General features: G+C 40.9%; 5 protein-coding genes. 2 read left to right on the top strand and 3 right to left on the bottom strand.

Features of this window, described 5'->3' with window-relative positions:
- The coding region (locus ACWVCM_RS01470; protein WP_455199922.1) for a hypothetical protein at positions 1-262 on the top strand (262 nt) is incomplete at its 5' end.
- A gap of 270 nt (positions 263-532) precedes the next feature.
- Positions 533-1,612, top strand: coding sequence for a thioredoxin family protein (locus ACWVCM_RS01465; RefSeq protein WP_455199921.1), 1,080 nt, complete (start codon positions 533-535; stop codon positions 1,610-1,612).
- A 74-nt stretch (positions 1,613-1,686) separates the two neighbouring features.
- Here the strand turns inward: ACWVCM_RS01465 and ACWVCM_RS01460 are convergent, their stop codons facing one another.
- The 3 genes from ACWVCM_RS01460 to ACWVCM_RS01450 all read right to left on the bottom strand — a co-directional run.
- A complete protein-coding gene (locus tag ACWVCM_RS01460) occupies positions 1,687-4,122 on the bottom strand; it encodes an ATP-binding protein (RefSeq protein WP_455199920.1) in 2,436 nt (811 codons plus the stop codon).
- 298 nt (positions 4,123-4,420) lie between these two features.
- Complete coding sequence (locus tag ACWVCM_RS01455) at positions 4,421-5,356, bottom strand: aldo/keto reductase (protein WP_455199919.1); 936 nt, start codon at positions 5,354-5,356, stop codon at positions 4,421-4,423.
- A gap of 24 nt (positions 5,357-5,380) precedes the next feature.
- Positions 5,381-5,815, bottom strand: a 435-nt coding sequence (locus ACWVCM_RS01450; protein ID WP_455199918.1) for an Npt1/Npt2 family nucleotide transporter, incomplete at its 5' end; no start/stop codon positions are given.

The raw sequence follows: 5,815 nt of genomic DNA, 5'->3' as shown, positions 1-5,815 counted from the left end.
CTGGACAAAAGACCGCACCGGCCTTGTTGAAATGAAACAGAACTACGAAAACCTTTTTTCGTCAACGAATGGTAGAGAAATATTTGTTAATAACATCAAGTGGACGTTCAAAGGAAAGAAAGCTTTAGGTACCGGCGAGCTCACTCTAACTCACCATACCAGTGACGACAAAGTCAATTCTCGAAAAGGTAAAATCCGTATTGTAGCGACTAAGGTTGGTGATAGCGTGCGTTTTAGTCAGATGTTTCACATCGTTGACTAGCGGCCTAAAGCAAGACATTAATATAATTTCATTCAACTTAGCGTGCTTTCTGTTAACTGTCGATTTAGCTGACCAGTGTTATTTGAGCCGCTTTTTAACTCCCCCCATTCAAACCACAATTAAATTTTGTAAGTATCTGTTAATTTGACTATTTTAAGGTTGAATTTTCTGGTATAGATATCGTCTTAATTACATGACATCGAATTGTAGTTAGTTGAACTACCTCTTAAGTGGTTATAAATCAATAATTAATCTGTCGAGGATATAAAAATGCGCAAGCAACCTTCCGTGTTAACTTTGTATCTCCTTACATTTACTCTGGTTCTATTTTATTCAGTTTCGGCCATGTCTGCGAAACAAGCTGAGGGTAAATTTTACGGTGCGAAAATGACGGAATACCCTGACTGGTTCAAGGAGAGTTTTCTTAACTTCCCTGAAGACATTGAGGAAGCCAAAGAGTCCGGTAAAAGGTTGGTCGTGTTTTTTCATCAGGATGGGTGTCCCTATTGTAATGCGCTTGTGGAACGTAACCTGGCACAGAAAAATATTGCAGAAAAGGTTAAAAAGAACTTCGACATTATTGGCATTAATATGTGGGGCGACCGTGAAATCACTTATGTAAATGGCAAGCAGTACAAGGAAAAAACCCTGGCTGAAGCCCTTAAAGTCCAGTTCACACCTACACTGTTGTTCTACGATGAAGAAGGTAAAATCGTATTGCGGTTAAATGGCTATCGATCCCCGCGAAAATTCAGCGTAGATCTGGATTACGTCGCACAACGTAAAGAAAAGGAAATGAAATACCGTGATTTCGTAAAAGCCAATCTCCCTTCCACTAAATCAAGTAAGAATATGCATAAGGAAGACTTTTTCATAAAAGAGCCAATCAATCTAAAAGTGGTATCTAATAACAAAAAACCAATAGCCGTATTTTTCGAACAAAAAGATTGCCCAGACTGCGATACACTGCATACAAAAGTATTGCCGGATAAGGAACTGCGCAACATTATTAGCAACTTTAAAACAGCGCAGCTCGACATGTGGTCAAAGACGCCTGTTGTTACACCTGATGGCAAGAAAACAACAGCACGAGAATGGGCTAAAAAACTGGACGTAAAATTCGCACCTTCAATCGTTGTCTTTAATGAGAAAGGGGAAGAAATTATCCGAACTGAAGGTTCGTTTAAAGTATTTCATACGCAGGGTATTCTTGATTATGTATTATCCGGTAGTTACAGGAAACAACCCAGCTTTCAGCGCTATCTGACAGATCGTGCCGATCACATTCGCGAACAGGGTAAAGATGTTGATATCTGGAACTATGCGGGGCAACAAGCTGGGGAAAGATAAGTAAATTCCATTGCATGATACGCAAAAAGCCCCGCTGTCCGGGGCTTTTTTAATTACCAGGCAAATATGTTTTGCTAGTCGCCTACTGCCTTAATCTCCATATCCGTAGTCTTTAGGTGCCCCATAATGGCTCTATCAAATAGTTCGAATAACTCGTTCAACAGCAATGATACTTCAGAAATATTTTCGCTAACAAGTTGAAACTCAATTTTAGCGGCGACCTGGGTAATATCGGGATAGCCGTAACTGCCTCCCAGTCCTTTAATTTGATGAATCACCCCACTAAATAACTTCCAGTCTTCTTCGTTAAAAGCGTGGTTAAGCTTCTTTTTCGTTGGAATCAGGCTGTCAATAAAGGCATCCATCAGGTCTTTGAAGTCAGCGTCATTTTCTAAAATGGTGGAATATAAAGGCTCTGTAACGGGACCAGTTTCCTGCACGGCAAGATACTGTTTTACTACCTGGTACAATTGTTCATAATGAATTGGTTTGGTCACAAAATCATTGCATCCGGCCCGCATACATCTGTCCTTGTCCTCTTGCAATGCACTTGCAGTAAGAGCCACAATTGCCTGTTGATAATTGTTATATCTAAGCTCTACCACTGCTTCCAGGCCTCCCATCACCGGCATTTGCATATCCATGATGACAAGATCAAAATTTCCCGCCAGTGCGGTATCAATGGCTTTCTTACCATTGTCGACTACCACTACGTCCAGACCCATTTTTTCAAGATTGAATTGAATAAGTTTTTGATTGTTTTCATTGTCTTCTGCTACCAGAACTCTTCCCATGAGTTTTTCAACGCAGATGGGTTTACTGGATACAGTTTCTAATACAGGGATATCAGATTCGCTATTGATAAGGTTATTCTGGACGGATAAATTAGTAGGAATATAAAAGGCAAAGGTACTACCAATGCCAGGCTTTGAATCAACATCAATATCGCCGTTTAACAAATTAGCCAGCTGTTTGGATAATGTAAGCCCTAAACCGCTACCACCATATTTCCGGGTGGTTGACTCATCGGCCTGGGTAAATGAATCGAAAACTTTTTCCCGGGCTCTCTCAGACATGCCAATGCCAGAATCCTGAACAATGAAATACAAACGATCCATGTCCTGCTCATATCTCATATTAATCCGAATATAACCTTTTTCAGTAAACTTGATGGCATTGGAACACAGGTTCAACAGGATTTGCTTAATTCTCACATAGTCACTGTAAATGTACCTGGGCAGCGGAAAATCATAGTTAATGGAAAAATCTACATTTTTTCTTTCAACTTGACCGGAAACAATATTTTTGACTTCATTGATCAGTTTATAAGGAGACTCTTTAACCTGCTCTAGAACAAGTTTTTCGGCCTCAATTTTTGAAACATCTAAAATGTCGTTAATAAGATTTAGTAAATGCTCGCCACTCCCGATAATGGTATTAACTGCATGCACCCGCTCCTTCATCGACTGGTCACTGCGTAGTAAGGTTTCGCCATAACCTATAATAGCCGTTAACGGTGTACGAATTTCATGACTCATATTGGCCAGAAAGTTACTTTTTGCTTTATTGGCATACTCAGCTGTTACTTTGTCTCTTATGGCTGCTTCAGTTCTAATTTTGGCTTTTTTCTCCACACGACCCAGTAAAAATAACATCGCGCCACTAAATAGAAAGAGCAATGTAATCATGGCGTACGTTTTTGTCCAAATCTGACGACTGCGTTTAGACAGATAATCGTTGACCGGAAAATCTATCAATTTCCAGGCTGTATGAAGTACAGGACGGGTGTAGATAATTTTATTGCGTTGTTCATCAGTCAGTCGAATATTATCGGCGGGAAGCATGTCACGCGCCCCTTTTGACGTTATTTCAATTAAGCCGGATGAATCATTTTTAATAAGTGTTAGTTTGTGTGAATACAACTCACCATTATTCAGAATTCGCGTGATCAACTCGGGCGAAAAACTCATGAAAAATATACTTTGTTCCCCTAACCCGATATCAACTTTTACCATTATGTCAAAATGGTAAGCGAGAGGATTGGGATGAATAAATATATTAGGTGGATGCCTGGTACCAGAATATCTTTTGATATCCACTCTGCAGATATCCAGTATGAAGCCATCAAAATCTTCAACATACGGATCGCCATTTTTATCTGCAATGGTAATGGCTACAGCATTTGGAAATTCGGCTTTGGCAAGATCTACCAGGTTATCGTATTTATCCAGGTCATCCGGATTTTCGGCTATCTGTTTCAGAAGTTGTTTTTCTTTTTGTGCAAACAGTTTTATGCCCTGGCGTAAATCGGCGATCTTTTGCGTAATCTGGTTTGCGGTGCCAATCACAGAGTTTTCTGCAAGGTTTCGCTGACTCTGCAGGAAATCCTGTTCTCGTGTATTTGCGCCCCACAGCAACATCGTTGTTGTAATAAAAAGCACAACAACAATCGATAGCAACGTCATGCTTTTATGTGGATTAATCTGATTTTTGCAGACTATCGCTGCCATACACACCCTTGCCGCACCATCTATTTACGGTTGCAAAATATAGTAAGTATCCTGGGACAGGTTTTTATTGGTCGCCGGTTCAAAGAACGAACCAGTCAGTTTTCATCCACTACTACACTCTTGTTTTATCGAGGACTTACGGAAAATCTTTAGATGTTGTGAGGGAATAAGGCATAGCAGACAATCTTTGATATTGTCTAATTATCAAATAGTTACAGGGTATTCTTAATATATTTTATATGTTATTTGAAGCACTTGAATTTAGTATCTGGATCTTACTGTCACCAAACAAGGTATTCTATAGCGAATCCATATACTCAATCATCCGTTGTCGCGTTTTCGCATCCGGTAATTGACCAAAGCCGGCTCCCATATTATCAAGCATGTGATGAGGTTTGGATGTTGCCGGAATAACGCAGGTCACTGTTGGATGAGATACTATAAATTTCAAAAAGAATTGCCCCCAACTCTCAATATCAAATTCTTTTGCCCATTCTGGCAAGGGCTTGCTCCTGACATTACTGAATAAACTCCCTTTTTGATACGGTCGATTAATTAACGTCGCAATGCCCTTTTCCCTGGCAATCGGCAGGAGACGACGCTCGACTGCGCGGTCGATAATATTGTAACTAAACTGTACGAAGTCAAATGTTTCCTTTTTGAGAACTGTTTCCAGTTCGTCGTGAGACCACCCGTGTGAGGTTGTAATGCCAATGTAACGAATTTTACCGTCGGCTTTCCATTGCTTTAATGTTTCCAAATGCACTTGCCAGTCACGCAAATTGTGAATCTGCATCAAGTCAAATTTGTTCACCCCCCATAGTTTCATGGAGTTTCGCATTTGCTCTACGCCTTCCTGCTGGCCATCAATCCATACCTTGGTTGCGGAGAACAAAGCACCTTTGTTGTTCACTTTCTTCAACAAATCGCCTATAACTTCCTCAGAAGATCCATACATAGGTGATGAATCGATCAGTGAACCGCCATTATCAAAAAAGGTCTGTAATACCTTTTGTAACTTGCCCCGCGCTTCCTGGTTATCGACTACATCAAAGGTTCGCGATGATCCCATACCGATTACGGGTAATAACTCGCCAGACGAAGGAATGGGTTTTTTGATGGCGGTTTTGGCCTTCGCAAATAGCGTTGAGCTTAACAATGGAAAACTGGCGCTAGCCCCAACCACAGTTTTTAGAAACGCTCGACGGCAGATCGGTTTTTTCAGCATAGTCATATTCCTCTCCTTACTTAACGAGTTTTACGAGTTAGCGCTTAATTTCTGCTGCCATTTCCCCATACGAAAAGCGACCCAGGCCCAAACCAGCGCCAGCGGTACAGCGATCAGTGCAATATTCGAAATAGATAAACCCATTGATTTCATGCCGGCATAGACCCAGGAACTTACTGCATCGCCGCCCCGATAAACCGCTGTATCGATAAAATTTTTAGCTTTGTACTTGGATTCCCTGTCGACCACCACGTATAACATTTCCCTGGCCGGACGCATAATTGCATAATTCCCGGCTCTACGTACGACCTGCACTATGATTAACACCATTACTATCGGGGAAAAACTTAAAATTAGAAAACCCATTGCCAACAGTAAAGGTATTATTGCCAATGTCCAGGCCAAACCTATCAGCGGAACCAGCCGTCCCATAATTAATAGCTGGAACAACAAGGTTAATACATT

It is taken from the genome of Kaarinaea lacus, from assembly GCF_975902315.1.
Note: the sequence above shows the minus strand (reverse complement) of the source record. Positions and strands in the feature narration are given on the sequence as shown.

Coding starts and splice junctions, on each gene's coding strand:
- ACWVCM_RS01465 (WP_455199921.1), top strand. CDS start 533: ATGCGCAAGCAACCTTCCGTGTTAACTTTGTATCTCCTTACATTTACT.
- ACWVCM_RS01455 (WP_455199919.1), bottom strand. CDS start 5,356: ATGACTATGCTGAAAAAACCGATCTGCCGTCGAGCGTTTCTAAAAACT.
- ACWVCM_RS01460 (WP_455199920.1), bottom strand. CDS start 4,122: ATGGCAGCGATAGTCTGCAAAAATCAGATTAATCCACATAAAAGCATG.